Raw genomic sequence first — 25863 nt, 5'->3', positions numbered from 1 at the left:
TTGCTTATGGCGGCAAAGATGGGCGCCCGTGCTGTCGAAATCGACGCCAGAACCGAGCTGCGTCCAGCCGAACTAACCGATACAGGCGTTCGCCAGTTCCGGAAGATGCTGGATGATCTGAATTTGCGGATTAGTTCGATCCGTTTTCAAACCCGCCGCGGCTACGACGTCCTCGACGATCTGGACCGCCGCGTCGAAGCGACCAAGCAGACGCTGCGGATGGCGTTCCAGTTGGGGACCGATGTGGTCGTCAACCAAATCGGGCAAGTTCCCAGCGATCCCGAAAGCGCCGCTTGGGATCATCTGCGCAGTGTGTTGGATGATATCAATCGTTATGGCGCACACATCGGCGCCTTCTTGACTCCCGAAACGGGAACCGAAGAGGGGGCGGATCTGTTGCGGTTGTTGGACGCCAACGAGGAATCGTTTACGCCGGTCGCCTTTAATCCGGGCAATCTGATCATCAACCGCTTCTCCGCCGGCGAAGCCCTTCGTGCTTTGGGCGATCGGATTCGTCTGATCACCGCTCGAGATGGAGTTCAAGATCTGGCAGCCGGCCGCGGGATCGAAGTTCCGCTAGGGCAAGGACTGGCCGATTTTCATGACATCCTTGGCTACATGGAAAACCATCACTATCAAGGTTGGGTCGTGGTTCAACGCAGCGGCGCTGCCGATCCGATCGCCGAGATCACCGATGCAGTCGGTTATCTGGCCAATATGTAAGCTGGCAACCTTCGAAAGTCCCCCTCTGTGCCTCTGATTGAAATCGACCTGCCGATCGATCTGGACCGCGTGCCCCCGCAGGCGACGACCGATTGGCTGCAGCGAGCGAGCGATCGAATCCAGCGTTTTCAAGATCGTTGGGATCGCGCGCCGATCGAACAGTTTGTCGCCTCCGATTTTGAACTGGTCCACCAGTCGCTCGACCTGATCCGCAGCCAGCGGATCGTCTCGGGAAATCGCTTCTGCGAATGGGGCTGCGGATTTGCTGTTGTCAGCTGCTTGGCGGACGAACTGGGCTGGGACGTGATCGGGATCGAAGCCGAAGCCGATCTGATCGTCGAAGCGCGGCGTACGATCGCCGACTTGCAGGCATCGGTCGAATTGTGGCACGGAAACTTTCTGCCCGATGGCAGCGAGCGACTGGCCGACGACCTGGGGCTACCCTCGCTGGGACATTCCGAGGATAGTGTGTATCCGGAAATTGGTTTGTATGTGGATGACTTCGATCTGATCTTCGCCTACCCTTGGCCGGGAGAAGGCGACTTTTTAGAGACGGTGTTTGAAAAGTACGCCGAAAACGGGGCCTGCTTTTTAACCTTTTGCGGCCCCTACGACATGAGACTCGTTCGCAAAGTGCCCAGATAAATATGACTGTGAATCAAATCGAAGGTGGCGTGATCATCTTTCACTTCCGCGACGGACCGCTGCAAGGCGACACGGTTCGATCCGACGTGGCGACCGATCGCGACAGCACCAACGCCGCGACCACTTTTTGGGCGATGACTCAAGGTGGCAAGATCGGGCGGACGCTGAAGACGACCGGCGGCGGCACGATCGGCGACCTGTTGGCTGGCGGAGTTCCGTTGGACGGCAAGCAGCTTGGGACCGCCAAACATTTGTACCGCGTGATCGACCGGATCGAATCGCCCAAGCAGATCGAGATCTTTGTGGAATTCGTCAAGTCGCTGGCGAAAGAGTAACGGAACCACCCAACCCTCAGGCAGGTACGCCGCATGAACACTCCGACCAACAAGCCACGCAACCTGGGCGACGTGCTGCGAGAATTCGCTCAGCATCAACAGACGATGCGGCAGGAATTGAGCAAGGTGATCGTGGGGCAGAACGAGGTTGTCGAGCAATTGCTGGCGGCGATCTTCACCCGTGGCCACTGTCTGCTCGAAGGTGTCCCCGGCCTGGCCAAGACGTTGATGGTCAGCACGCTGGCGAAGATCTTGGACGTCGATTTCAAGCGGGTCCAGTTTACTCCCGACCTGATGCCGTCGGACATCACCGGCACCAACGTGATGGAAGAGGATCCCAACGGCCGCCGCGAGTTCCGCTTTATGGAAGGCCCGATCTTCACCAACGTCTTGTTGGCCGACGAGATCAACCGGACTCCGCCCAAGACCCAAGCGGCGCTGCTGCAAGCGATGCAGGAACGCGAGGTCAGTGTCGGCAATACGACTTACAGTCTGCCCGATCCGTTTTTTACGATCGCCACGCAGAATCCTGTCGAGCAAGAGGGAACGTATCCGTTGCCCGAAGCTCAACTGGATCGCTTCATGTTCAACATCAAAGTCGACTATCCGTCGGCGGCTGAAGAGGAGCAGATCCTGACCAACTCCACCCGCGGCGAGATCGTGGTACCGAACAAGGTCCTGTCGGGGCGGGCGATTCTGAATGTGCAGAAGTTGGTTCAAAGCGTGGCGGTCAGCCCCTATGCGATCAAATACGCATCGATGTTGGTCCGCGCCACGCGGCCTCGCGATCCGTCGGCTCCCGATTACATCAAGGAGATGGTCGACTGGGGTGCTGGTCCGCGAGCTGGTCAGTTTCTGATCAACGGTGGCAAAGCGATCGCCGCGATGGATGGACGCTTCAGCGTCGACATCGACGATATGCGGCACGTGGCAGTTCCGATCCTGCGGCATCGCGTCAGCACGAACTTCCAGGCCCAGGCCGAAGGGGTGACGACCGACGACTTGGTCGCTCGACTGATCAAAGACGTCCCCGTTCCCGAAGCCCCCAAGTTCGCTCAATGATCCACCGTTAGGTTCGAAACCCAATGTCCGCCGAAAGCTATCTGAAGCCGGAAGTTCTGAACCAGATCAAGCGTCTGGATCTACGCGCTCAGATGGTCGTTCGCGGTTTTTTGCAGGGCCTGCACGCTAGCCCGTACCACGGGTTTTCGGTCGAGTTCAGCGAGCATCGCCGCTACAGCAAAGGGGACGACCCCAAGACGATCGATTGGCTGGTCTACGCCAAGACCGACAAGTATTACGTCAAACGATACGAATCGGAAACGAATCTGACCGGCTATCTGATGATGGACCTTAGTCGATCGATGGGGTTTACGCATCGCCAGCAGTTTTCGAAGTTTGAATATTCGATCTGCCTAGCCGCCTCGCTCTGTTATCTAATGATCATGCAGCAGGATCCGGTGGGGCTGCTGACGTTCAGCGACAAGTTGCGAGCGAATCTGCCGGCCCGCAGTCGTCGCAGCCAGGTGACCGATCTGTTGGCCCAGTTGTCGCGGCTGAAGCCCGAAGGAGAGACCGACCTCGGCGACAGCTTGCACCGCGTCGCGGCGATGTTGCCGCACCGCAGTCTGTTGATGATCTTTTCCGATCTGCTGGGCGATCCCGAACCGGTCTATCGAGCTCTGGCGCAACTGCGACACGCCGGCCACGATGTGATTCTGTTTCACATCTTGGACGAATCGGAAGTCCATTTTCCCTACGATGGGCCTGTCGAATTCGAGGATCCCGAAACGGGACAGAAGATGCCCGTCGACGCGACCGAGATCCGCCAGGATTACCTGGAAGCGATCGAAGAGTTTCGCGAAGGCTACCGCGAGCGGTGCAGCAAGTTGCGAGTCGATTACGTGCCGCTGGACACCAGCATGCCCTTCGACAAAGCACTCACGGAATACCTCTCCAGCCGTCAATCGCGGTTCTAGAGCTCCGGTCCAATGGCCGTCGGAACGTTTGGAGTCCGGTTGGGTTTGGAGCCTGGTTTGGGTATGGCGGGGCGAAGCTCCAGCAATTTGCCTAGCCCAGGCCAACGGCCTGGGAATGGCAATCGCAGCATTTGATCGGTAGGGCCAACGGCCCGGCAATTTGCTGCGTTCGGATCGATCGGCGAACAAATCGCCGGGCCGTTGGCCCTCGCGGTGCCCGGGGCGCGATGTGTTCCCAGGCCGCTGGCCTGGGCTATGCAAATCGCCTGGCCTTCGGCCCGGCCTGCGGAACGAATGCGACCGCTTTGCGGCCCATTGGCCGCCGAACGCTATTCGGGCAAAGGGCCGTCGGCGGTCATTTCGGCGCCGGTCTTGGGGCAGCGGGTGGCGCCGGGTTGTCGGTTGATCTGTTCGACCGATGGGATCGCGTGCCAACGCTCGCACTTGGGGCAATAGAGTGCTGGTTGCAGCGTCCGTTTGCCGGTGACCGGGTGGATGGCGGGAGTCTGCGTGACGGTGTCGGCGACAACCGCTTGCATCGTGTCGATGTCGACGTAGACCGATTGAGTGACCTCGGCGACCGGCGGTGCGGTCTCGCCGCAGCCGATGGCAGTTAGCAGCAATAGGCAGGCGGCAGCTTGGCGGATTTTTACTTTGGCGAACATCGATCGAACTTCCAGGGAAGGCGTTGGGTGCGAATAGGAACTCAGCGGACTGGATCGCCTACTCGCGGTCGTACAGTTCGTCTTGCAACGCAGGGTCGTCCAGGTGACCCTCACTGACGTAGCCCAGCTTTTTCTCGTCGATCAATGCAGCTTGTTCTGCTGACATATAGTTGGTGCCAGGAACGTCGATCCTAAAGTGTCGCTCTCGCGATTCGACGTGTCCGTCCAGGAAGGCAACGTTCGCAGCGCCGTGATGACGGAAGTGGACGGAGGGAAAGTTGTGGCTGGGAGGCTCCAGCAGCCAGTTCTCTTCAAAGCTGTAAGCTGGCGGCGAGAAGGAGACAAGTTTGACTTGGGCGCTGTCGGCAAAAGCGACTGTTGCACTCATCGAACGGACTTCAGCAAAACGACGGACCATCGGTTCGGGATTGGGGGCCGCGGCGTATGTCGGCGGCAACCAATCGATCCCGGAGGATCGCGAAAGGTAGTGGCCGTTGAAGCCAAAGCCCGATGCGGGAAAACCGTATTTCACCGTGTCCATCTGTCCGGGGCCAAAATCGGGACACTGGAACGACGTGTAACTGGTCTCGATGAACGGAGCCAAGGGGCCTAGGGTGTAATCGAGTTGTTGATTCGGATCGGGTTGATCGTAGTCGACGGTTCCGAACCAGAACTGCGCCTTGCCTTGCGATCCCGAATAGGTCGCCAGGTAATTGATCCGCGCTTGATCTTCGACGACGTAGGGAATCATCGTTTCGCGGTAGGTGTCGGCATAATTATGCAGTGCCAGAGTGATCTGTTTCAGCCGGTTCTTGCACTGCATGCGGCGAGCTGCCTCGCGGGCTTGTTGTACGGCGGGCAATAGCAATCCGACGAGGATGCCAATGATTGCGATCACGACCAGCAGTTCGACCAGCGTGAAGCCGGCGCTGCGCGTATTGTTCATTTTCATGGATGGAAAGATCTTTCGAGCCGACTGCCACGGTGGCTCTACGGTTCGCGGTCCCTACGGCGCAGAACAGGAGCGAAGATCGAGATCTTTCGTCGCTCGCACGATTGCCGGCCAGTGCCGTTGCAACGCGAGCGCAACCAAAAAATCACGTCCGCTCCCTGTTCCCCGAGGGTACGACGCTATTGTGCGATGACAGCTGGGCAGGTCTTCTGGCTCCCGGTTCAGCCTTGGCTTATGCCTTCCCGCAACCGCGATCATCGTGATCGCATCGGTCACAGTGGCAGTGATTTAAGCCTCGTCCCCGGTTACAGCGGCGGGACCGCAACGGATTTGCACCGTTTTCCCTATTCTCCGAACGGACCACAAGTCGACGCTCGGCACCCATGTCGGGCTCGATTCTAACAGCGGGCCTGTGTCCGTCAATCGCTGATTTGTCGGAGGGTGTGCCAGATTGCTATTAGTAGTTGGCGAGCGCTCCGTTTCCTGCAATCATCCAAGATTGTCGCTGCAATGGCGAATTGTCATTAGAAGCACCGCACGGTGCGGCGGGATTGTCGGGTGTTTGGGTGACGGAATCAGACGGAGGAATCACAGCATGAATGCGAACACGATTGCCATGGCTTGCCATTTGTGCGGCCTTTTGGGCTACCTGGCCAATGGTCTGGGCAGCATCTTTGGGCCGTTGATCGTTTGGATCCTAAAGAAGGATGAGATGCCGTTTGTCGACGCGCACGGCAAGGAGGCGCTGAACTTCAACATCTCGGTGATGCTGTATGGTATCGCGCTGGTCGCCGCCACCTTCCTGACCTTTGGTTTTGGGATCTTTTTGACAGCTCCGTTGGGCCTGGGGCTGGTCGTCTTCCATGTCTACTTCGCAATCCGGGCCGCCCTGGCTGCGAACGAAGGAGAGATGTATCGCTATCCCTTCACGCTGCGACTGTTGAAGTAACCGCAGCGCCACCGCTATTTTTCGATCCGGTACAGGTGCGACTGCGTGCGGATGATCAAGCTGTTGCCGACGACCGCGGGCGACGCGCAGATCGTCTCGGGTAGCTTGTTGTCGGCCAGCAGTTTGAACTTGTCGCTCGCTTCGAACACGGGGCAGTCGCCATCTTTGTTGAAGCCGTAGATGCGACCTTCGGCGTACAGCGGCGAGGCCCAGAAGTCGCCGCCTAGTCGATGCTTCCAGATCTGATCGCCCGTCTTGGCGTCCAAGCAGATCGCGATCCCGTCGTCGGTGATCGCAAACATCAGGTCGTCGACGATGATCTGCGATCCGCGTTTGGGCATTCCACGCCCCTTGCCCCAGACGATGTGGGAGTCGGTGACGTCGCCGGTGCCGCCGGGACGGACGGCGATCAAACCCAGGTCATTCGCGCCGCCAGTGATGTAGACCAAACCGTTGGCGAACAGCGGACGTGGGGCCGCGTTCATTCCGCCGTGGTAAACCTTCCACAGTTCTTTGCCGGTTTCGGGATCGTACGCGATCGTGGCGACAGCGCCGGGGCTGATCATTTCCGATCGGCCTTCGTGTTGGATGATCTTTGCCGTGCTGTACGCCTTCTTGTGATCGCCGTTGTCGGTTCCGTATTCGATGTTTCGGTCGACCTGCCACGCGGTCTCGCCGGTCTGTTTATCGAACGCGATCACAAATTGGTTGTCGTATCCGTCGTAGGCGACGATCAATAGGTTGCCGTGTAGGACCGGCGACGATCCGGGAGCACGCCAGTGGTTGCAGACCAGATCGCGTCGCTCCCAGATCTTGGCACCTTTGGTCGTATCGACACACGCGGTTCCGTAGCTGCCAAAGTGGACGTACAATCGGCCCGCTTCGACGACCGGGGTTGGCGAGGCGTAGCTGTTCTGCGGGTGGCAGTATCGCGGTTCGGCGTTTTCGAACAGCGGCACATCGTGCACGACTTTGCCACTGTTGAAATCGACGCAGACCGCCGACATCTGCTTGCCATCTTCGGATGCCGTCGTCATCCAGATCTGGTCGTCCCAAACGACGGGCGAGGACCATCCCTTGCCGTGAACGGGCGTCTTCCAGGCGACGTTTTCGGTATCGCTCCAGGTGACCGGCAGCCCTGTCGCCGCGGTTTTGCCGTCGCCATCGGGGCCGCGGAACTGGTTCCAGTACGGTTGTTCGGCGACCGCGGCGCTGGCCAGCAACAGAATGATCAACGCAGCAATAGACTTCACAGGGCACCTCGGTGGGAATTCAACACAGGTTTGGGAGGGATCACTGAGATTAAACCATGATTGTCAACGTGGCAACTCGCAACCCAATCGCCTCCATTACGGCCGGGAATTGACCGGGGACGGCTGAGCAATAAAACTGGGGGCTGCCGATTTTGGTTCCCACCTCACCCCCAAGACCTTCAGCCACCCGGGATTTCCATGCTCTCTAGCCACCCTCCAATCCAGTCGTCGGGAATTCATCGCCGACCGCGGGCGATCCGAACATGGACGGCAGCGATCGCAACACCGCTGAGTTTGTTGATCTGTCTGTTGGTCGGCGGATCGGCATCGCAACGCGCCGCCGCAGCGGAGCGCTTGCCCAACGTGGTGTTGATCTTTATCGACGACATGGGATACGAAGACATCGGCCCGTTTGGTGCCGAGGGGATCGAGACGCCGAACCTTGATGCGATGGCCCAGCAGGGGCGTCGGTTTACCGATTTTGTCGTCTCGTCGGCCGTCTGTTCGGCGTCGCGAGCTGCGCTGATGACCGGATGTTACAACCGCCGGCTTGGGATCAGTGGCGCGTATGGACCTGGGTCCAAGGCGGGATTGAATCCCAATGAGATGACGATCGCGGAACTGTGCAAACAGAAAGACTACGCGACAGCGATCTATGGCAAGTGGCATCTGGGGCACTTGAAACCCTTCCTGCCGCTGCAGCATGGCTTCGACGAATACTTCGGTTTGCCTTACAGCAACGACATGTGGCCCTACCATCCCGACGTGTTGCATCTGCCGATGGAACAACGTGTGAAACGATGGCCACACCTGCCGTTGATCGAAGGGAACGAAACGATCAATCCGCAGGTCAGCGGCGAGGATCAGGAGCAACTGACGACTCAGTACACCGAGCGAGCGGTTTCGTTTATCGAACGCAACAAAGACAAGCCCTTCTTTTTGTATGTTCCTCACAGCATGGTTCACGTCCCGCTGTACGTTTCGGAAAAGTTCAAAGGGAAGAGCAAGCGTGGGCTGTTCGGCGATGTTGTGATGGAAGTCGATTGGTCGGTTGGGCAGATCAACGCGGCGCTGAAGAAGAACGGCATCGAGGACGATACTCTCGTGATCTTCACCTCCGATAACGGACCCTGGTTGTCGTACGGCGATCACGCCGGCGTGACGAGCCTCCGCGAAGGGAAGGGAACGATGTTCGAGGGAGGCTACCGCGTGCCGACGTTAATGAAGTGGCCTGGAAAAATTCCCGCCGGGACGACGTGTGACCAATTGGCGTCGACGATCGACATCCTGCCGACGGTCGCCCATTTGATTGGTGCCGAGTTGCCTAAGCACAAGATCGACGGCAAGGATATCGCTCCGCTGATGTTCGACAAAGAGGGGCAAGCGAAATCGCCTCACGAAGCGTTTTACTGTTACTACAGCGGAGGCGAACTGCACGCGGTTCGCAACGATCGCTGGAAGTTGCACTTTCCACATCGCTACCGAACGCTTGCTGGCAAGCCGGGGGGAACCGATGGTCTGCCGACGAACTATCAGCACACAACGATCGGGCTCGAATTGTTTGACCTCGACAACGACGTCAACGAAACGACGAATGTGATCGACCAACATCCCGAAGTCGTGGCGATGTTGCAGAAGCACGCCGAAGCCGCTCGCAACGACCTGGGGGACAAACTGACCAAACGCCCCGCCACCGGTGCCCGCCCGCCAGGCCGCGTCGACAAATAGGCTTGAGGTTTGGGTAATACCAAGCGGATTCTGTCAAATCGAATCTCGGTGGCGTAGAATCAAGGAGACCGAGTGAGACACCGCATTCAGTCTCCTGGTCTCAACAGCAGAGGTATGGGATGAACATCGAACTACCACGCGAAGCAATGCAGTTTGTTGAGGGGCTCGTCGCCTCCGGCGAATACGATTCGGCAAATGAGGCCGTTGTCGACGGCGTGCGATTGTTGATGGGCCGGCAACAGTTGCGATCCGACATCCAGAAGGGGATTGCTGAACTGGATGCGGGGTTGGGCATAAACGGCGACGAAGTGTTTGCCGATCTCGACCAACGTCCGCAGTCCTGATTTCTTTGTGGACTTAAGGGCGGACGTCCAGTTATGCTAGGTTAAAAGGTTCCGGTAGGGAATCATCAGGCTTGAGTAATTCAAGTTTGGTCGGCGGAGACGGAACAGATAGCTGATCGGAGTGAAAAGATGTCCACAGATAGTCGAGCGAGCATTCCTGGGATCGTGAAAGATGGCGTGATTGTTCCGCAAGCAACCCAGCAGTTGGCTGAAGGGACGCATGTCGAGATCGTGGTCGAGCCAGAATCGATTCCGGCCGAACTGCGTGCCGAGATGCAGGCATGGGATCAAGCTAGCGATGAAGCGTGGGCGATGATCGAAAAATGGGAGGCAGAGGAGCAATGAATGTCGGCGACATTCATTGGGTCGATTTTCCGCGGGCCAATGGTCGGGAACAACATGGCCGTCGCCCCGCCATCATCATGCAGGAAGATCGATATGCGGGAGGTCTACCTACAGCGCTGGTGGTGCCGCTGAGCACGGCAATTCGAGCGTTGCGGTTCGCAGGAACCACGACGATTGCCGCATCGTCAGAAAGCGGGTTGGGCAAGGCTTCCGTTGCGTTGGTGTTTCAATTGCGAGCGATCGACCGAGGCCGTATCCGCGAGAAGATGGGGCACATCGGCGATGCCGGTTGCGAAGCCGTTTTCAATGAGTTGAGCAAACTATTGGGTCGGTCGATTTGATCTCGTTCACTGTTAAGAGCGGGCATTTCACGGTTGAATCGCCACCTCTTCATATGCTTCGCCTGCAGCTCTTCGAGCGTCTTCGCGATTCAATTCGATCGCCTCCGCCAACGCATCGCGTAGGTTCGCTATCAGCTCATCGCGAGTTGCACCTTGTGAATAGACGCCTGGAATCTCCTCGATCCAGCCGATCCACCATTGGCCATCACGGCGAATTACTGCATTGAAGTTGGGAGTCAGCATGCAAATTCCTTCGAACGGGGATTCAGGTGTGCGCTGTGCGGGGCGATCGGGAGCGCAGTGAAAAGCCTCTGTTAACAATTGTCGTGCGTTGGACCTGCGCAGGCAAGCGACTATTCGTTGGTTCGATACCGTCGTGTCATCGATGCATCCCCGGATGCCGGAAGGACGCAATGCAAATCTTTTCCGTGAATCGCTTGAGAAACCGCCCACCTGCTTCGCCTCTATGCGGAGACTGCGGGGGGCGATTGTTCGATCTGGCGGGCGAAGTCGACGTAGTTGGTGCGATCCGATGCGAGTTCGTGGCGGATGCCGTCGAGGATCATGCCGCAGTGATACAGATAGACTCCCGGCATCTGAAAACTGTTGCCTTGGATCGCGCCGATCCCATGTCCGTTGACGACTCCATAGATCAAGCCTCGCAGCCAGACTCGCAGACCAAACAGTTGCGAGAAGCCGCCGAGCTCCAGGCCAAACTGACGGTACAGCCGACACTTCGGATCGGAGATTCGGGGGACGTCGTCGACGTCGTAGCGGCGAAAGACTTCGGTCGCTTGAGCGTCTTCGGGGCCCAGGTGAACGAACAGCAAACGGCATCCCGTCGCTTCGATCAACGCCCGTTGCAGCGAGATGTCGGCCAGCGTCTGACGGCAAAATGTACAGCCGGCATGGCGCAGGAAGACGATCATTTGCGGGTGGGCGTTGGCCAGTTCGTTTAAGCTTTTGCCGGTGTTGGTCCGCAGATCGTTCATCGGATCGTCGGCTTCCGGTTCGCTGTGAGCCGAATCGACGGCATGGGCGGTGTGCGCCGATTCCCAAAGAATCAACGCCAATGGAACCATCCATATCAGATCGTTGGTGAGCACAGTCCAACCGATCGCCATAGGGACCGCCCCGGCGGAAAACGCCAGCGCGAATCCTGTGGCTGTGAAGATCTTTCCAATCAACCCGATCGTCAGCAGCAGCCAGTGCCCGGTCGGGTTTCGCGATGCGATCCCGCACCCGATTCCAAACAGCCCGACAAGCAAGCCGATGTATTGCCAGAGGGTGAGGGCTAATCCGTCGCCGTCGGCACCCAACCAGCCGAGCATCGTCGCGGGCATGGCGATCGCCAACGCACCCCAGGCGAGATGGTAGACGGCCGCACCGCGCAGCGCGTACCGCATCCAACTTCGTGGCTTGTAGGCGGGATTGATGGAATCCCGATCGATAGGAACGTCTGCGTATGTCATGGACGGTCTTGTTGAAGAATGGATTCCAGCGGCTCAGCAATTTTGGCCAGCTTTTCGATACTACTGTTCAGGAGCTGTCGGACGCGTTCTTTACTGATCCCTAAATCGTCGCCGATGGCTCGCATCGACGCCCCTTTGCCCGATGCATTCAGCCCAAATCGGCGGCGGACAATTTCCTGTTCGCGATCGTCCAGCACGCGATCAAAACTAGCGATCAGCTTCTTCATCGCTTTGGCTGCGTCTTCGCAAGCCGCTTCGCCGACATAGGGCGACGCTTCGATCTGCAGGATCTGGTCGTTGCCGTCGGCCGTTTGGCGATCGCGAACCTTCCGCGTCTTCTGCAGCAACCTGTAAATATGTCGTTGGATCGCGTGAGTCGCGTACGTGCTGAAGCGATAGCCTCGGGAGTAATCGAACTTGTCGACAGCGTTCAGCAAAATCGCATTCGCCTCGGCCAGGAACTCGTCGAAATCGTCTTGCGAGTTCGAATACTTGCGAACGATCGAAGCGGCTAACCGCAGGTTCGCACAAGCGATCTGATCGCGAGTCTGGTTCGCTTCGCAAAGCAGCCGATCGATCTCCTGCTGACTCCGCCTAGCGGCTCGCCCACGCCCCAGCGACGCTTGCAAGGCGTTGGCTCGGAACCGCAGGAAGTTCAAACGCTTGAATAAAAAACGTTCGCCTTCGACCGTCAACAATCGCGACGCTTCGACCGCCATCAAGAACGCTTCGGCATCGCGGCGACTGCGTCCGGACTCCTCTTCGTCAGCATACAACTGACCATCGATCTCGGCGAAGTCTTGTTCGGACGCCGTGTCAAAGTCTTCGTTCGGAATGTAAGCGATTTCTGAACGGCCCAAGTCGATTTCCAGTAAGTGGATTGACGGAGTGGGGGAGCCGGCCGACTCTCGACCCCGCATCCTTTATAGCGGCACGCGTTGAATTGACCACAAAATTAAAGTGATTCTCGGCGGGACCAAGAATTTCGTTGGTCAATCCGGCAGTTCGCTCTACAAAGAAGTGGGTGTCCGCAGCATCGCGTGACGCCAGCAAATTTCAGCGGAGTTGAATGTGCGAATCGCCATCGTCGGATCGGGAGTCTCGGGACTTGTTGCAGCGCGAATGCTCTCCGCGATCCACGAAGTCGTCGTTTTCGAAGCCGATTGGCGACTGGGCGGTCACGTCAACACGCACGAGGTCGAGGTCGGGACGGCGGAAACCGGCCGACAACGCTACCAGATCGATACCGGGTTCATCGTCTGCAACGACCGCACCTACCCCAACTTCACACGCATCCTTCGCGATCTGGACGTCCCGACCGATCCGACGTCGATGAGTTTTAGTGTCTGTTGCGAGCGGACTGGTCTGGAATACAACGGCACCTCGCTCAACGGAGTCTTCGCCCAGCGGCGGAATCTTGTTCGGCCCTCCTTCCTGCGGATGCTTCGCGACATTTTGCGGTTCAATCGCGAGGGGCCTCAGCATCTCGAAACGGTCTCCGAAAACGAGACGGTCGGCCAGTTCCTCGCCCAACATCGCTACTCGAATGAATTTGCACAGCAGTATCTGTTGCCGATGGGAGCGGCGATTTGGTCCTGTCCCTGCGCCGACTTCGCCAACTTTCCCATCCGTTTCATTCTCGAGTTTTATGTCAATCACGGTCTGTTGAGTTTGCGAGACCGGCCGACGTGGCAGGTGATCCGCGGCGGATCGATGCGGTATGTCGAGAGGTTAGTCGAACCGTTCCGCCACAACATCCGCATGGCTTGCCCTGTCGAATCGGTCAGCCGCCAAGCCGATGGTGTGCGAGTGAGCTTTCGCGGGGGCGAGGAGATCTTCGACGAGATCGTTTTCGCTTGCCACAGCGATCAAGCGTTGCGACTGCTGGCTGATGCCGATCCGCTGGAGACGGAGTTATTGTCGGCGTTTCCCTACAGCGATAACTCAGCGGTCCTGCACACCGATGAGCGCGTGCTGCCCAAACGTCGCCGCGCTTGGGCCAGTTGGAATTACCACCTTCCCAAAACGCAAGTCGATCGGCCGACGCTGACCTACAACATGAATCTGTTGCAGCAGATCGATTCGCCGCAGACGTTTTGTGTCACGTTAAACGAAGATCAGCGAATTGCAGAGGAGAAGGTGATCGCTCGGTTTAAGTATTCGCATCCTCTGTTTACGGTTCAACGCTCGGCGGTTCAGAAGCGGCACCGCGAAGTCATTCGCCGCCGTAGGACCTCGTTTTGCGGAGCCTATTGGCGCAACGGGTTTCACGAGGACGGAGTGGTCAGCGGTTTGGCGGTCTGCCGAGAGTTTGGCATCCCCGATTGGTCGCTGCAGACCAAGCATTCTCTTCCGGAACAACCGGCGGCTGAAAAGCCTGGCGCCTCGTTGCGATCGCAACCAGCAGCCGCGGCGGTGGCCAGTGGAGGAAAGTCATCGTGAACGCATCGGCCGCCATTCCAAGCGACGCCTCGCTGATCAGTGAACTCGAAGTTGAATCGGCCGCGGAGGTGACGAGCGACTTGTCGCCGCCAGCTCGATCGAGCTGTCTGTATTTCGGTACGATCCGGCACCGCCGCTTCGTCCCCGTCGGACACCAGTTCTGTTATTCGTTGTTCCTAGCGATGATCGATCTGGACGAAGTCAATTCGCTGTTTCGCTTCCCCTTGTTCTGCAGCACTTCACGATTCAGTCTGCTCCGTTTTCGCCGCAGCGACTACTGGGGCGATCCCGAACGTCCGCTGGCCGATTGCATCCGCGATTTGGTTCAACAGCAGATCGGCTTGACGATCACCGGGCCGATCCGTCTGCTGACCCATCTGCGATTCTTCGGTCTGTCGTTTAATCCCGCCTCGTTCTACTTCTGCTATCACGCCGATGGTCGACGGTTGCAAGCGATCGTTGCCGAAGTCACCAACACGCCGTGGGGCGAGCGTCATTGTTATGTGATTCCGTGCTATGGGGATTCACGAATCCATCGCCATCAATGCCGCAAAGTGTTCCACGTCTCGCCGTTCATGCCGATGCAGATGATGTATCGCTGGCGAATCTCCACGCCGGCCCAGCAGTTGTCGGTGCAGATCGAAAACTTCGACGAAGCGACGCAAGTTTTTGATGCGACACTGCAACTGAAACGCCAACCGTTTTCCTACCGCCGGTTGGTCTGGGTCGTCGTCCGTTTTCCTTTGATGACCTTCCAAGTGGTCGCAGCGATCTATTGGCAAGCGTTGCGATTGTGGTGGAAGAAAGTTCCGTTTGTCCCGCATCCAGGCCGCCAACGCGAGGGATCTCGATGAGTACGACTGCAACCACGCTTCCACACCCCGCGGCTCCGTCGCTCTCCTGGCTGCAACGCTCGGCTCGCGGCAAGATGCTCGACTGGTTAGCGACCGCCGACGGGGGCGTCGTCCGTTTTTCCGACAGCCACCAACAACGCACACTCGGAACGATGGCGGAGGATGGTTTGCAGGCCAGCCTGAACGTCCGCGAGCCCGACTTCTATTCTCAATTGGCAACCGGCGGATCGCTGGGGTTCGCGGAATCTTATCTTCGCAATCACTGGCAGACCGACGACCTAACGACGTTGCTGCGGATCCTGTATCGCAACGATCGCCAGGCGTCTGGCGATACGTCGTGGATCGCCAAGCTGACGCGTCGCGCTGCTCGGTATTCTCACCAACTGGCGAGCAACACGTTGCGAGGCAGTCGCCGCAACATCGCGGCGCACTACGATCTGAGCAACGAATTCTTCGACTTGTTCCTCGACTCGACGGGGATGTATTCCTCGGCCTACTTCGCCGAGGATACGTTTTCGCTCCGCGAGGCGTCCGAGGCGAAGCTGCAGCGGATCTGCGAGAAATTGGATCTGCAGCCGCAGGATCATGTGCTGGAGATCGGCACCGGATGGGGCGGCTTCGCCTTGCATGCGGCCCAGAACTATGACGTTCGATTGACGACGACAACGATCTCGTCGGCTCAGTACCAAAAAGCTGGCCAGCGATTTGAAGCGGCCGGGATCGCCGATCGCGTCGAACTGCTCGACAGCGACTATCGCGATCTCGTCGGCCGCTACGACAAACTGGTTTCGATCGAGATGATCGAAGCGGTGGGCGAGCGATTCCTGAAGACCTTTTTCGAGCGATGCGGCAGACTGTTGAAGCCCGGCGGTCGGTTTGTGCTGCAGGGGATCGTGATGCCCGAATCGCGATACGACGCCTATCGCCAGGGCGTCGACTTTATTCAGAAGTACATCTTTCCGGGCGGCTTCCTGCCGTCGGTCGCTGCGATGCAACAGGCGGTTGGCCAGACGACCGATCTGCGGCTGCATACCATCGAAGATCTCTCGCCGCATTACGCACGCACGCTGTACGCCTGGCGGCAGAGGTTCATGCGGCGGCTGGATGATGTGCGGCGACTTGGCTTCGATGATCGTTTTATTCGGATGTGGGAGTACTATTTGTGTTATTGCGAAGCGGCGTTCAGCGAACAGGCGGTTCGAGTTGTTCAAGTTGTGTGGGACAAACCGAAGCGGTAGATCCAGCGATCCATGAGAGCACGCTGCAATCGTTTTTTGGGTTCCTGACGCGGAAGGCGGAAGCCGGTTGGTTGCCCGATCCGCTGCTGCGGGCTGGCATCCGGCGGTTGCTGCGTTCGCGGCTGCGCGACCTTCACGAACTGGCCGACGACAACGATTGCGAAGCCTTTCTGCGAGCGACGCGTCCGCAACCGATCGCCGTCGTGCCGGAGAAGGCAAACGATCAGCATTATGAAGTCCCGGCGGAGTTCTTTCGAGAGGTGCTGGGACCACGGCTGAAGTACAGTTGCTGCCGCTGGACCGAAGGCATCGGATCGCTGCAACAGGCGGAGGAGCAGGCCCTGCGCGAAACGTGTGAGAACGCGCAACTGGAAGATGACATGCGCATTTTAGAACTCGGGTGCGGATGGGGATCGCTGTCGCTGTGGATGGCGGAACATTACCCGAACAGCCAGATCACCGCAGTTTCGAATTCCCATTCCCAGCGGGAGTTCATCACCGCACGAGCTCGCGACGCGGGGCTCACGAATTTGCAAGTGCTTACCGTCGACATCAATCACTTCCAACCATCCGACACCTTCGACCGCGTCGTCTCGGTCGAGATGTTCGAACACATGCGGAACCACCGCAAGTTGATGGACCGGATCCACGATTGGCTGGCCCCCGACGGGAAGCTGTTTGTGCATATTTTCTGTCACAAGCAAACGCCTTACCTTTTCCGCTCCGACGGCGAGCAGAATTGGATGGGACGCTACTTCTTCACCGGTGGAATGATGCCCAGCGAGAACCTATTGGAAAGCGTCGGGTCACGATTGACCTTGGCCCAGAAGTGGCGATGGAGCGGCATGCATTATGCGAAGACCAGCCGGGCGTGGCTGGAGAATCACGACCGCTGCAGCGAATCGCTATTACCGATTCTGAAACAGACCTACGGCGAGGACCACGCGATCATGTGGCAGAATCGCTGGCGAATGTTCTTTATGGCGTGCGAGGAGTTGTTTGCTTTCAACGGCGGCAACGAGTGGTTCGTTTCCCATTATCTGTTCGAACGATGAGCACAATCCATTGTTAAATGTCATGCTCGCCAGTACCGCTGCGATCGCCTGTCTGATGCTCGCGATCTGGCTGCTGAGTCTGTGGAAACGCGACGCCAGCATCGTCGACATCGGCTGGGGCCTCGGGTTTGTGCTGGTCGCATGGACGGCGTATTGCATCGCCGATCGCGATTCGGCCGATTGGTTGTTGCCCGTGCTGACAACAATCTGGGGCGTGCGACTCAGCGGCTACTTGTTCTGGCGGAACCATGGTCAACCCGAAGACTATCGCTATCGAGAGATGCGGGCGAAGTGGGGCTCGGCCTTCGCGTGGATCAGTCTGCTGACCGTCTTTGGATTGCAGGGCGTGGTGATGTTTGTCGTCGCGTTGCCGATTCAAATCGGAACGGCGTTGGCCGACCGAGATCTAGTCTGGATTAAAGTCGTGGGTGTGATCGTTTGGGCTGCGGGGTTGTGTTTCGAATCGGTGGGCGATTGGCAGTTGGCTCGTTTTAAAGCCGCTTCGGACAACAAGGGGCAAGTGCTCGACAGCGGCTTGTGGCGTTACACGCGTCACCCCAACTATTTCGGCGACTTCCTAGTTTGGTGGGGCTTGTTTCTTGTCAGCCTCTCTCTGACCGCCGCTTGGTGGACGATCATCGCTCCGTTGTTGATGTCAGTGCTGCTGATGCGTGTCTCGGGCGTGACATTATTAGAGACGAAGTTGTCGACGTCGAAGCCAGGCTATGCGGAATACGTCGCCCGAACGAATGCCTTTTTCCCTGGCCCTGTGAATATTGGCGACGGCTAAGTTGGCAGATCGATGGAGCGGCAACACCGTTTCCCGTTTACGCCTTGGCCGTTGATTGCAGCGACCGCTGCATGATGTGTTTGGGAACACCGCGCAGCCCCCAGACCAAGCCGATTTTGGACATCATCCACAACGTGTAATACGAGATATCGATTTCCCACCAGACGAAACCTTGGCGAGCGGAGGATTGGTAGTGATGGTGGTTGTTGTGCCATCCTTCGCCGAGTGTCAGCAGCGCCACGGGCAGATTGTTGCGGCTGTTGTCTCGCGTTGCGAATCGTCGCCGACCGAAGATGTGAGCGAAGGAGTTGACGGAATAGGTGGCGTGATAGAGGGCGACGGTGGAAACGAAGAAGACCCAGATGAGCAGTGAAAGCCCACTGGTTTGCAGCGTTGGTGCCACGGCGTTTAAGACCTCGCCGGTGACGTAGACTAGCAATGCAAAAGCGACGCCGATCGGCATCGACAGTCGTTCGAGCCATCGCAGTTCGGGGAAGCGGAGCCAGTCGCGGATCAGATTCTCCCGGACCTCGCTGCTGCGATCGGCGAGGATCCATCCGAAGTGAGACCATATGAAGCCGCGTGGGATCGGCGAATGGACGTCGTCGGGCTGATCCGATTGGCGGTGGTGATGACGATGGTGAGCAGCCCACCACAGCGGCCCCTTCTGCAACGCGGTCAGGCCGATCAGGGCCCCGGCAAATTGAACGGGCCGCGACGTTTTAAATGCCCGGTGGGCGAAGTAGCGGTGGTAAAACGCCGTCAATGCAAACGCTCGCAGCAGGTACAGCCCGATTGCTGCAGCAATGTTAAAGACGCTCCATGAGACCCAGACCAAGCCCAGACAACCGAGATGCATGGCGATCAGTCCGAACAACCGAGCCCATGCGATCTCTTCCGACTCGAGCTTCCGTGGCTCCGCGATGTCTGTTTCCAAAATCTTCTCCTCGCCCATCTACAATGTGAATCGGTCGTTGCGATCAAGCTGCCGGAAGCATACGGAAGCGACCTAACGATCGTTGTAGGGGCGAGTTGTGATTTGACCACTTTTCCGTTTTCGCCTGAGTGCCTTTATTGATCGTCGGCTTCAGGTGATGCCGGCTCGTCCGTGGCGGCTTCTTCCGTTCGCGATTCTTCTTGCGCCAAGGCTTCCTGTTTTGCCAGCTTCTTGGCTTCGCGGCGGGCTTGGTGTTCGGCGGCCATCGCTTCGATCGTCAGCACGACTTCGGGGGCGACGCGGCCGAACTGCTTTTCGTACAGGGATTCAATGAATTCGGGCAACGGCAGCTTCCAAGGCTGATCCTTGCGGTCGGCGTAGTTGCTGAATCGCTTCGGACTCAGCCCCAGTTCGCGGGCCATCTGGACCTGCGCGTCGGTCAGCCGATACTTTTTGCGGACGGCGATCCACGGTTGGAATTTGTGCGGGATCCGCTGCTTTTTGGTCATGGTTTGTTTCGGTTGCCACCGCTGCGTGCGGCGGAGTGAAGGGGAACGGATGGGATCCTCCACGTAGGCGGCATCGCCTGGACAGCAGTCGCCGTGGTGGAGGATCGCAAGTTGAGGACCCGTCATAATAATGAGCGACGTTGGGCAAGGGAACCATTGTTTGTCAGTCGGCCTGGTATGCGGTGCGACCGACGCGTTTCTTGTTCCCCTCCCTCCAGCTACAATCATCCGTCCACTCTCTCCACCCCACCTCCCTCAAGGCGAAAACGATGCGTCGATTCCAGAGACTCTCGCTGTCGATTGGTTTACCGTTGTTGCTGTTGGTCCTCGTGCCGATGACGGCCAGTTGCCAGCAGATTCCGCCGACGCATCGCGATCTCGCCTACGACGACCAGCACGCGTCGCAGCGGTTGGATGTCTATCTGGCGAAGTCGGAAACGCCGGTCCCGGCGATGGTCTACATCCATGGCGGCGGTTGGCGGGGAGGTTCGAAGAATCGCTTGCCTCAATGGCTCAGCAACGCAGTCGCGCAGGGCTGGCTTTCGGTCGTCTCGATCGAATACCGATTCACCGACGTCGCGCCGCATCCGGCGCAGACCGACGACTGCTTGCGAGCGATTCAGTTTGTCCGCAGCAACGCCGCGGCGTGGAACATCGATCCCGATCGGATCGGCGTGACCGGCGGATCGGCTGGCGGACACCTTTCGCTGTGGGTTGCATTGCACGACGATGTGGCCGATGCCCAGGCGACCGATCCGATTAAAAAACAGTCGTCACGCGTGGCGTGCGCTGTCAGTTTTGCTGGCCCCACCGATTGGTCGCTGTTGTCCGATATCGAACACAAGCATCCCGCCTACCGACAATTGCTGGGCTATCAACCGGGAACGGCGGTTGCCGAAATGGATGCCGACAAAATGAAAGACGTCTCGCCGATCAGCTTTGTCAGCAGCGACGATCCGCCGATCATGCAGGTCCACGGCGACGCAGACGATATCGTGCCGATCAAACATGCCCGGCGGATGGACAAACAATTGCAAGAAGCAGGTGTCACAGCGGAACTTGTTGTGGTGCCGGGAGCCAATCATGGAGTTGCGGGAGCCGGTGGAGATGCTGGCAAGCGAGCCTCCGAATTCGTACGTGAAACAATAGGGAAGAAGTAGTCGGATGGCGAAGTCTGAAAAAACGGTATGGATCGTCGCAGCGAAGCGAACTCCTCAGGGACGCTTGCTCGGCGCGTTGGCAAAACAATCGGCGGTCGATCTGGCTGTCGCGGCCGGACGCGAGGTCGTCGCATCGGTCGATCCCGGTTGGATCGATTCGGTGATCGTTGGCAACGTGCTGAGTGCAGGACTGGGGATGAACGTCGCGCGGCAAGTTGGCGTGCGGTTGGACCTGCCAGTCAGCACGCCCGCCTTCACCGTCAATATGATGTGCGGTTCGGGGATGCAGGCGGTGATCCTGGCGGCTCAAGCGATCCAGAACGGATCGGCCAAAATGGTTTTGTGCGGCGGGACCGAATCGATGTCCAATGCACCCCACTTGATGCAGCGGGCCCGCAGGGGATACAAGTTGGGCGACGCGGTGCTTGTCGATTCGGTGTTGCGCGACGGGCTGACCGACGCGTTCAGCGGCGATCACATGGGCCAAACCGCCGAGCGGTTGGCGGCCAAGTACGAGATCTCCCGCGCGGCGCAAGACGCGTTTGCGGTTCGCAGCCAAACGCTGTACGCCGCGGCGCAGCAGGCGGGACGATTTGCCAACGAGATCGTCGCTGTTGACGGCTGTGTCGAAGACGAGCATCCGCGGCCGGGAACGACTGTGGAACAGCTGGCCAAAATGTCGCCCGCGTTCCAAAGCGATGGCACCGTGACGGCGGGAAACGCTTCGGGAATCAACGACGGCGCGGCGATGTTGCTGTTGTGCGACGAAGACTGGGGACGCCAGTGCGGCTTGGAACCGATGATGGTTCTGACAGCCAGCGCCGTCGCGGGCTGCGAGCCTGAATTGATGGGGCTCGGCCCGGTTCACGCGGTGCGAAAACTGGGCGTCGATCCGCAGTCGTTTGATGCGATCGAATTAAATGAAGCTTTTGCGGCGCAGTCGCTGGCTTGTATGCGTGAATTGAAACTAGATGAAGCCCAGGTCAACTGTGACGGCGGCGCGATCGCATTGGGGCATCCGATTGGTGCCAGCGGAGCGCGGTTGATCGTCCATCTGGCACACCGCCGGCCCCGACGCGGGCTGGCGACGCTGTGTGTCGGTGGTGGGATGGGATGTGCCGTTGTTTTGGATAAACCAGAGTGAAAGCTGTCGAAGTGAAGCAATGTGGGATCTGGGAACCAACCCAGGAAACGATCGACGCCACCAACGTGGCTTGGCTGATGCAGCGCGCCGGCGTCGACAATTACGAAGCCTTGCACGATTGGTCGATCCAGCGTCGCGAACTGTTTTGGGAGTCGGTCGTCGAACGATTGGCGATTCCTTTCCAAACGCCGTTCGATCGGATCGTCGATGTTTCCGAAGGAGTCGCCTCGCCGAAGTGGTTCCCCGGTGGGAAGTTGAACATTGTCGAGAGCTGCTTTAACGCGGCTGCCGATTCGACGGCGATCATCTATCAGCACGAAGCGGGCGAATTGGAAACGTTGACCGTTCGTGAATTGCGGGCGCTTGCGTCGCGAGTCGCCGATGGGCTGCGACAACGCGGATACAAGCCGGGCGATGCGATTGCGATCTTGATGCCGATGACTGTCGAATGCGTTGCGATCTATCTCGGCATCGCGTGGGCTGGCTGTGTCGCTGTCAGTATCGCCGACAGCTTCCAACCCAAAGAAATCGCGACGCGGCTGAAACTGTCTGGCGCCGTCGGAATCTTCACTCAAGATGTCTTCCCCCGCGGTGGGAAATCGCATCCGTTGTTCGCTGGCGTCAAGCAAGCCGGGGCGCCGGCGGCGATCGTCGTCTCCGAAGGCTCGACAGCCGACCTGCGCGATGGCGATTGTCACTGGAGCGATTTTCTTGGCGATGACGAGGACGCGACGGTTGCCGTTTGCGAGCCCTCGGATCCGATGAACATCCTGTTCTCTTCGGGGACGACGGGCGATCCTAAAGTGATTCCGTGGACGCATACGACACCGATCAAATGTGCGGCCGATTCCCACTTCCACCAGAACATCCAGCCGGGCGACGTCGCTGTCTGGCCAACCAATATCGGTTGGATGATGGGCCCCTGGCTGATCTTCTCTGCTCTGATGAACCGGGCTTCGATGGGGCTCTATTACGGATCGCCCACTGGGGCGGAGTTCTGCCGGTTTGTTCAGGACGCGCGGACGACGATGTTGGGAGTGATCCCCAGCCTGGTGAAAACGTGGCGAGCAGCGGACGCGGCTCAAGGGCTCGATTGGAGTTCGATCGAGCTGTTCAGTACGACCGGCGAATGCTCCGCCGCGGACGATATGCGGTGGTTGATGGAGCAGGCTGGCGGTCGACCGGTCATCGAATATTGTGGTGGCACGGAGCTCGGCGGCGGCTACATCGCATCGACGCTCGCGCTGCCTTGCAAAGTCGGTGAGTTCAACACGCCGACGCTTGGTACCGAAATGGTGATCTTGGACGCCGAGGGTCAACCAGCCGACAGCGGCGAGGCGTTCCTTGTCCCTCCGACGATCGGGATGTCGACGCAATTATTGAACAGGGACCACCACAAATCGTATTACGCAGCGACCCCGTGCCGTCATGAAGGGGACGTTTTGCGACGGCATGGCGACCAGATCCAGCGGATTCCCGCTGGGGGCTGGCGAGCGATGGGGCGAGCCGACGATACGATGAACCTGGGTGGGATCAAAGTCGGTTCGGCGGAGATCGAACGCGTGTTGCAAGGCGTCGCGGGGCTCTCCGAAACGGCGGCGATCGGCGTCGCGCCCGACGGCGGTCCCAGCCAACTGGTGATCTACGTGGTGCTTGCGAAAGACGTGACGGTCGACAAGAAGGAGCTGATGGCGGCGATGCAATCGGCGATTCGAAAAGAATTGAATCCGTTGTTCAAAATCCACGACATCCTTCCTGTCGATGTGATGCCACGAACCGCGTCGAACAAAGTCATGCGACGCGTGCTCCGCGATCAATACCTCCAACATGCAAAAGGTTGCTCGTGAAGCGTACAGTTATGATCAGCGGTGCTGGCAGCGGATTGGGGCGTGGGCTTGGAATCTGTTTGGCCGGGCAAGGGCACACGATTTTGGCAACCGATCTCGATTTGTCGCGAGCCGAACAGACGGCTGCGGAGATCGTGGCTGCGGGAGGTGCGGCGCAGGCTCATCAATTGGATGTGTCGAGTGAACAGAATGTGCAGGAATTGCTTGCTCGCGTCGGCCCGATCGACGTTTTGATCAACAACGCCGGCTTGCAGCATGTCGCCCCGTTGGAAGATTTCCCGCTGGCGAAGTGGGAGCAATTGTTCGACGTGATGGTCAAGGGAACGTTCTTGATGTCGCGAGCCGTGTTGCCGGGAATGCGAGCCGCCGGATATGGCCGACTGATTCATATCGGTTCGATTCATTCGCTGGTGGCGTCGCCGTACAAGACGGCGTATACGGCTGCCAAACACGCGATCCTTGGCTTTTCGAAGGTGTTGGCGCTCGAGACAGCTGGTTCGGAGATCACCAGCAACGTCATCTGCCCCGCCTACATTCGGACGCCGCTGGTCGACGCGCAGATCGGCGACCAAGCGATCGCACGCGGGATAACCGAAGCCGAAGTGATCGATCAGGTGATGTTGGCACCGATGCCGAAGAAGGCGTTTATCGAATGCGACGAGGTCGCCGCGGCGATCGAATATCTGGCCAGCCCGTTGGCTCGGAACGTCACAGGCCAAACGCTCACAATCGATGGTGGCTGGACCGCGCAATGAACCTCCTGATCATCCTTGCGGCACTCGGCTTTTTGATGCTCGCCGCCTACCGCGGCTACAGCGTGATCCTGTTCGCTCCGCTGGCAGCGATGGGAGCCGTGTTGTTGACCGATCCGGCGGAAGTCGCCCCGATGTTTACGGGGCTGTTCATGGACAAGATGGCCGGCTTCTTCAAACTCTACTTCCCGATCTTTCTGCTCGGTGCGGTCTTCGGCAAAACGATGGAGCTGTCGGGATTTGCGAAATCGATCGCGTCGGCGATCATCGAATTACTGGGACGGCAACGCTCGGTGCTGTCGATCGTGATCGTCAGTGCGCTGCTGACTTATGGCGGCGTGTCGCTGTTTGTGGCGGTCTTTGCCGTCTATCCGTTTGCCGCCGAATTGTTTCGTCAGAGCGGAATTCCGAAGCGATTGATCCCCGCGACGATCGCGTTGGGAGCGTTCAGTTTCACGATGGATTCGTTTCCCGGAACGCCTCAAATCCAGAACGTGATCCCCGCGGCATTCTTCAAGACCGACATCTACGCCGCGCCGTGGTTGGGGATCCTGGGCGGGCTGTTCACGCTGTTGGCAGGTCTGCTGTTCTTGGAATGGCGCGTCCGCGTCGCCGCCGCAAACGAAGAGGGATATGGCGACGTCTTGTTGAACGAACCTGCGGCGTTTGAGCACGATCGGCTTCCTTCGCCCTGGCTCGCCATGCTGCCGCTGCTGGTCGTTGCGGTCGCTAACAAAATCCTGACCGGTGCGATTCCGCGACTGTACGGTGAATCGCACGCATTTATTCCAGCGGTTGTTGGGACATCTGAACCGGTTGTTCAGGACGTCGCCAAAATCTCGGCGATCTGGTCGATCGAAGCAGCGCTGATCCTGGGGATCTTGACGGTGATGTTGCTGGCTTGGCGGCATCTGTTCAAAAAACTTTCCGAGGGAACAAAGCCGGCGATCGCAGGAGCGTTGTTGGCTGCGACCAACACGGCATCGGAATACGGATTTGGCGCAGTGATCGCTGCTCTGCCCGGCTTCTTGATTGTCTCCGATGCGCTGCGATGGATCCCCAATCCGTTGGTCAACGAAGCGGTGACCGTGACGACATTGGCTGGGATCACAGGATCGGCGTCGGGCGGTTTGAGCATCGCGTTGGCGGCGATGTCCGAAACGTTTATCGCCAATGCGGAAGCCGCCGGGATTCCGTTGGAGGTCTTCCATCGAGTCGCTTCGATGGCCAGCGGCGGCATGGACACGCTGCCTCACAACGGCGCAGTGATCACGCTGTTGGCTGTCTCCGGGCTGACACATCGTCAAGCGTATGGCAACATCTTTGGAATCACATTGATCAAGACACTGGCGGTCTTTGTCGTGATTGTGATCTATCAATGGACCGGATTGGTTTGACAGCAGA

28 protein-coding genes and 1 riboswitch are annotated in these 25863 nt (G+C 58.5%); of the genes, 20 read left to right on the top strand and 8 right to left on the bottom strand.

Annotated elements, in window-relative coordinates; genetic code table 11:
* Positions 1–6 precede the first annotated feature (6 nt).
* From Poly24_RS24375 to Poly24_RS24355, 5 genes are read left to right on the top strand one after another with little or no spacing between them, the layout of a single operon-like run.
* Positions 7–723: a sugar phosphate isomerase/epimerase family protein gene (locus tag Poly24_RS24375; protein ID WP_145103461.1), complete on the top strand. Its 717-nt coding sequence runs from the start codon at positions 7–9 to the stop codon at positions 721–723.
* 27 nt (positions 724–750) lie between these two features.
* The gene (locus Poly24_RS24370) at positions 751–1368 is read left to right on the top strand and encodes a methyltransferase domain-containing protein (protein ID WP_145101783.1); all 618 of its coding nucleotides are present in this window, start codon (positions 751–753) and stop codon (positions 1366–1368) included.
* A 2-nt stretch (positions 1369–1370) separates the two neighbouring features.
* Entirely contained in the window at positions 1371–1703 is a 333-nt protein-coding gene (locus tag Poly24_RS24365; protein WP_145101781.1) for a hypothetical protein, read from the top strand.
* 33 nt (positions 1704–1736) lie between these two features.
* Positions 1737–2765, top strand: coding sequence for an AAA family ATPase (locus Poly24_RS24360; RefSeq protein WP_197451446.1), 1029 nt, complete (start codon positions 1737–1739; stop codon positions 2763–2765).
* Positions 2766–2788: 23 nt separating this feature from the next.
* Entirely contained in the window at positions 2789–3682 is an 894-nt protein-coding gene (locus Poly24_RS24355) for a DUF58 domain-containing protein (RefSeq protein WP_145101779.1), read from the top strand.
* 329 nt (positions 3683–4011) lie between these two features.
* Here the strand turns inward: Poly24_RS24355 and Poly24_RS24350 are convergent, their stop codons facing one another.
* Positions 4012–4347, bottom strand: a complete 336-nt coding sequence (locus Poly24_RS24350; RefSeq protein ID WP_145101777.1) for a hypothetical protein — start codon at positions 4345–4347, stop codon at positions 4012–4014.
* A gap of 58 nt (positions 4348–4405) precedes the next feature.
* Positions 4406–5299 (bottom strand): DUF1559 family PulG-like putative transporter, encoded by an 894-nt coding sequence (locus Poly24_RS24345; protein ID WP_197452149.1) that lies wholly within the window; start codon positions 5297–5299, stop codon positions 4406–4408.
* Positions 5300–5481: 182 nt separating this feature from the next.
* A riboswitch (cobalamin riboswitch) is annotated at positions 5482–5699 on the bottom strand.
* 195 nt (positions 5700–5894) lie between these two features.
* Between Poly24_RS24345 and Poly24_RS24340 the strand changes: the two genes are divergently transcribed.
* Positions 5895–6248, top strand: coding sequence for a DUF4870 domain-containing protein (locus tag Poly24_RS24340; RefSeq protein WP_197452148.1), 354 nt, complete (start codon positions 5895–5897; stop codon positions 6246–6248).
* A 14-nt stretch (positions 6249–6262) separates the two neighbouring features.
* Here the strand turns inward: Poly24_RS24340 and Poly24_RS24335 are convergent, their stop codons facing one another.
* Positions 6263–7501, bottom strand: coding sequence for a PQQ-binding-like beta-propeller repeat protein (locus Poly24_RS24335; RefSeq protein WP_145101775.1), 1239 nt, complete (start codon positions 7499–7501; stop codon positions 6263–6265).
* Positions 7502–7699: 198 nt separating this feature from the next.
* Here Poly24_RS24335 and Poly24_RS24330 point away from each other — a divergent pair, with 198 nt between their 5' ends.
* The 4 genes from Poly24_RS24330 (at position 7700) to Poly24_RS24315 (ending at position 10259) form a co-directional block, all read left to right on the top strand.
* Positions 7700–9229 carry a sulfatase family protein gene (locus tag Poly24_RS24330; RefSeq protein ID WP_145101773.1) on the top strand — a complete coding sequence of 510 codons (1530 nt, stop codon included), beginning with the start codon at positions 7700–7702 and terminating at the stop codon, positions 9227–9229.
* A 119-nt stretch (positions 9230–9348) separates the two neighbouring features.
* Positions 9349–9573, top strand: a complete 225-nt coding sequence (locus tag Poly24_RS24325; protein WP_145101771.1) for a ribbon-helix-helix domain-containing protein — start codon at positions 9349–9351, stop codon at positions 9571–9573.
* A gap of 129 nt (positions 9574–9702) precedes the next feature.
* Positions 9703–9918 carry a hypothetical protein gene (locus Poly24_RS24320; RefSeq protein ID WP_145101769.1) on the top strand — a complete coding sequence of 72 codons (216 nt, stop codon included), beginning with the start codon at positions 9703–9705 and terminating at the stop codon, positions 9916–9918.
* Positions 9915–10259: a type II toxin-antitoxin system PemK/MazF family toxin gene (locus Poly24_RS24315; protein ID WP_197451443.1), complete on the top strand. Its 345-nt coding sequence runs from the start codon at positions 9915–9917 to the stop codon at positions 10257–10259. The genes Poly24_RS24320 and Poly24_RS24315 overlap by 4 nt, the downstream gene beginning before the upstream one ends.
* 27 nt (positions 10260–10286) lie before the next feature.
* On the opposite strand, the gene Poly24_RS24310 is transcribed toward Poly24_RS24315, so the two are convergent.
* The 3 genes from Poly24_RS24310 to Poly24_RS24300 form a co-directional block, all read right to left on the bottom strand.
* Entirely contained in the window at positions 10287–10502 is a 216-nt protein-coding gene (locus Poly24_RS24310) for a type II toxin-antitoxin system HicB family antitoxin (RefSeq protein ID WP_197452622.1), read from the bottom strand.
* A 221-nt stretch (positions 10503–10723) separates the two neighbouring features.
* A complete protein-coding gene (locus Poly24_RS24305; protein ID WP_145101765.1) occupies positions 10724–11731 on the bottom strand; it encodes a thioredoxin domain-containing protein in 1008 nt (335 codons plus the stop codon).
* A complete protein-coding gene (locus Poly24_RS24300; protein ID WP_197452147.1) occupies positions 11728–12591 on the bottom strand; it encodes a sigma-70 family RNA polymerase sigma factor in 864 nt (287 codons plus the stop codon). The genes Poly24_RS24305 and Poly24_RS24300 overlap by 4 nt, the downstream gene beginning before the upstream one ends.
* Positions 12592–12802: 211 nt before the next feature.
* Here Poly24_RS24300 and Poly24_RS24295 point away from each other — a divergent pair, with 211 nt between their 5' ends.
* From Poly24_RS24295 to Poly24_RS24275, 5 genes are read left to right on the top strand one after another with little or no spacing between them, the layout of a single operon-like run.
* On the top strand, positions 12803–14173 hold the full coding sequence (locus tag Poly24_RS24295) for an NAD(P)/FAD-dependent oxidoreductase (protein ID WP_231753327.1): 1371 nt from the start codon (positions 12803–12805) through the stop codon (positions 14171–14173).
* Positions 14170–15027, top strand: a complete 858-nt coding sequence (locus tag Poly24_RS24290) for a DUF1365 domain-containing protein (RefSeq protein WP_197452146.1) — start codon at positions 14170–14172, stop codon at positions 15025–15027. The genes Poly24_RS24295 and Poly24_RS24290 overlap by 4 nt, the downstream gene beginning before the upstream one ends.
* On the top strand, positions 15024–16265 hold the full coding sequence (locus tag Poly24_RS24285) for an SAM-dependent methyltransferase (RefSeq protein WP_145101759.1): 1242 nt from the start codon (positions 15024–15026) through the stop codon (positions 16263–16265). Before Poly24_RS24290 ends, Poly24_RS24285 begins: the two co-directional genes overlap by 4 nt.
* The gene (locus tag Poly24_RS24280; RefSeq protein ID WP_231753326.1) at positions 16244–17320 is read left to right on the top strand and encodes an SAM-dependent methyltransferase; all 1077 of its coding nucleotides are present in this window, start codon (positions 16244–16246) and stop codon (positions 17318–17320) included. The genes Poly24_RS24285 and Poly24_RS24280 overlap by 22 nt, the downstream gene beginning before the upstream one ends.
* 10 nt (positions 17321–17330) lie before the next feature.
* The gene (locus Poly24_RS24275) at positions 17331–18110 is read left to right on the top strand and encodes a DUF1295 domain-containing protein (RefSeq protein ID WP_231753325.1); all 780 of its coding nucleotides are present in this window, start codon (positions 17331–17333) and stop codon (positions 18108–18110) included.
* Positions 18111–18147: 37 nt separating this feature from the next.
* Here Poly24_RS24275 and Poly24_RS24270 read toward each other — a convergent pair whose 3' ends face one another.
* Positions 18148–19047 carry an acyl-CoA desaturase gene (locus tag Poly24_RS24270; protein WP_197452145.1) on the bottom strand — a complete coding sequence of 300 codons (900 nt, stop codon included), beginning with the start codon at positions 19045–19047 and terminating at the stop codon, positions 18148–18150.
* 134 nt (positions 19048–19181) lie between these two features.
* The gene (locus tag Poly24_RS27230) at positions 19182–19682 is read right to left on the bottom strand and encodes a hypothetical protein (RefSeq protein WP_197452144.1); all 501 of its coding nucleotides are present in this window, start codon (positions 19680–19682) and stop codon (positions 19182–19184) included.
* A gap of 143 nt (positions 19683–19825) precedes the next feature.
* Here Poly24_RS27230 and Poly24_RS24260 point away from each other — a divergent pair, with 143 nt between their 5' ends.
* From Poly24_RS24260 to Poly24_RS24240, 5 genes are read left to right on the top strand one after another with little or no spacing between them, the layout of a single operon-like run.
* Positions 19826–20716: an alpha/beta hydrolase gene (locus Poly24_RS24260; RefSeq protein WP_145101755.1), complete on the top strand. Its 891-nt coding sequence runs from the start codon at positions 19826–19828 to the stop codon at positions 20714–20716.
* Between the two features lie 4 nt (positions 20717–20720).
* Complete coding sequence (locus Poly24_RS24255) at positions 20721–21860, top strand: thiolase family protein (RefSeq protein WP_145101753.1); 1140 nt, start codon at positions 20721–20723, stop codon at positions 21858–21860.
* The gene (locus Poly24_RS24250; protein ID WP_197452143.1) at positions 21857–23707 is read left to right on the top strand and encodes an AMP-binding protein; all 1851 of its coding nucleotides are present in this window, start codon (positions 21857–21859) and stop codon (positions 23705–23707) included. The genes Poly24_RS24255 and Poly24_RS24250 overlap by 4 nt, the downstream gene beginning before the upstream one ends.
* Positions 23704–24462 (top strand): 3-hydroxybutyrate dehydrogenase, encoded by a 759-nt coding sequence (locus Poly24_RS24245; RefSeq protein ID WP_197452142.1) that lies wholly within the window; start codon positions 23704–23706, stop codon positions 24460–24462. Before Poly24_RS24250 ends, Poly24_RS24245 begins: the two co-directional genes overlap by 4 nt.
* Positions 24459–25856: a GntP family permease gene (locus Poly24_RS24240; protein ID WP_145101751.1), complete on the top strand. Its 1398-nt coding sequence runs from the start codon at positions 24459–24461 to the stop codon at positions 25854–25856. The genes Poly24_RS24245 and Poly24_RS24240 overlap by 4 nt, the downstream gene beginning before the upstream one ends.
* Positions 25857–25863: the final 7 nt, after the last annotated feature.

The sequence above is a fragment of the Rosistilla carotiformis genome, from assembly GCF_007753095.1.
In the GTDB taxonomy this organism is placed as follows: Bacteria; Planctomycetota; Planctomycetia; order Pirellulales; family Pirellulaceae; genus Rosistilla; species Rosistilla carotiformis.
The sequence above is the reverse complement of the archived record's forward strand: the minus strand, read 5'-3'. Positions and strand labels throughout refer to the sequence as shown.

Bases quoted from the DNA above. Each gene is read 5' to 3' on its own strand.
- Poly24_RS24375 (WP_145103461.1), top strand. From the start codon at position 7: ATGGCGGCAAAGATGGGCGCCCGTGCTGTCGAAATCGACGCCAGAACC.
- Poly24_RS24310 (WP_197452622.1), bottom strand. From the start codon at position 10,502: ATGCTGACTCCCAACTTCAATGCAGTAATTCGCCGTGATGGCCAATGG.
- Poly24_RS24255 (WP_145101753.1), top strand. From the start codon at position 20,721: ATGGCGAAGTCTGAAAAAACGGTATGGATCGTCGCAGCGAAGCGAACT.
- Poly24_RS27230 (WP_197452144.1), bottom strand. From the start codon at position 19,682: ATGACGGGTCCTCAACTTGCGATCCTCCACCACGGCGACTGCTGTCCA.
- Poly24_RS24355 (WP_145101779.1), top strand. From the start codon at position 2,789: ATGTCCGCCGAAAGCTATCTGAAGCCGGAAGTTCTGAACCAGATCAAG.
- Poly24_RS24260 (WP_145101755.1), top strand. From the start codon at position 19,826: ATGCGTCGATTCCAGAGACTCTCGCTGTCGATTGGTTTACCGTTGTTG.
- Poly24_RS24325 (WP_145101771.1), top strand. From the start codon at position 9,349: ATGAACATCGAACTACCACGCGAAGCAATGCAGTTTGTTGAGGGGCTC.
- Poly24_RS24285 (WP_145101759.1), top strand. From the start codon at position 15,024: ATGAGTACGACTGCAACCACGCTTCCACACCCCGCGGCTCCGTCGCTC.
- Poly24_RS24365 (WP_145101781.1), top strand. From the start codon at position 1,371: ATGACTGTGAATCAAATCGAAGGTGGCGTGATCATCTTTCACTTCCGC.
- Poly24_RS24350 (WP_145101777.1), bottom strand. From the start codon at position 4,347: ATGTTCGCCAAAGTAAAAATCCGCCAAGCTGCCGCCTGCCTATTGCTG.
- Poly24_RS24315 (WP_197451443.1), top strand. From the start codon at position 9,915: ATGAATGTCGGCGACATTCATTGGGTCGATTTTCCGCGGGCCAATGGT.
- Poly24_RS24240 (WP_145101751.1), top strand. From the start codon at position 24,459: ATGAACCTCCTGATCATCCTTGCGGCACTCGGCTTTTTGATGCTCGCC.
- Poly24_RS24345 (WP_197452149.1), bottom strand. From the start codon at position 5,299: ATGAAAATGAACAATACGCGCAGCGCCGGCTTCACGCTGGTCGAACTG.
- Poly24_RS24330 (WP_145101773.1), top strand. From the start codon at position 7,700: ATGCTCTCTAGCCACCCTCCAATCCAGTCGTCGGGAATTCATCGCCGA.
- Poly24_RS24305 (WP_145101765.1), bottom strand. From the start codon at position 11,731: ATGACATACGCAGACGTTCCTATCGATCGGGATTCCATCAATCCCGCC.
- Poly24_RS24340 (WP_197452148.1), top strand. From the start codon at position 5,895: ATGAATGCGAACACGATTGCCATGGCTTGCCATTTGTGCGGCCTTTTG.
- Poly24_RS24320 (WP_145101769.1), top strand. From the start codon at position 9,703: ATGTCCACAGATAGTCGAGCGAGCATTCCTGGGATCGTGAAAGATGGC.
- Poly24_RS24360 (WP_197451446.1), top strand. From the start codon at position 1,737: ATGAACACTCCGACCAACAAGCCACGCAACCTGGGCGACGTGCTGCGA.